This is a genomic window from Paraburkholderia sp. SIMBA_030 (assembly GCF_046535245.1).
Classification (GTDB): domain Bacteria; phylum Pseudomonadota; class Gammaproteobacteria; order Burkholderiales; family Burkholderiaceae; genus Paraburkholderia.
The window spans coordinates 1-251 of the sequence record NZ_JAWRXB010001171.1 but is presented as its reverse complement, the minus strand read 5'-3'; the positions used below and the strand labels follow the sequence as shown (position 1 = coordinate 251).

Sequence of the window (251 nt, the reverse complement as noted above, 5' to 3'; positions counted from 1 at the left end):
GGACATGGCATGCGCGCATAAACCCCGACCGCGCAGGATTTCAGGCATAAAGTAAAAAGAGCCGTTGATCTCGCAGAATGCCTGTGCATCCTGCAAGCGATCGAGCGCATCCGAGGTCCGGCCCACGCTGATGAGCGCTTGCGCGCATTCGACGATCAGCGGCGACGTCAAGCGCCGGAAACCTCGCGCCAGCAGCGAGTCGAGCGTGCGCTCCAGCCCGGATAGTCCTCTGACCACGTCCCCATCGTGAA

General features: G+C 61.8%; 1 protein-coding gene. It reads right to left on the bottom strand.

Translation table 11 applies throughout. From position 1 onward, the window contains the following. Positions 1–237, bottom strand: a 237-nt coding sequence (locus tag SB772_RS43730; protein ID WP_410838993.1) for a hypothetical protein, incomplete at its 3' end; no start/stop codon positions are given. Positions 238–251: the final 14 nt, after the last annotated feature.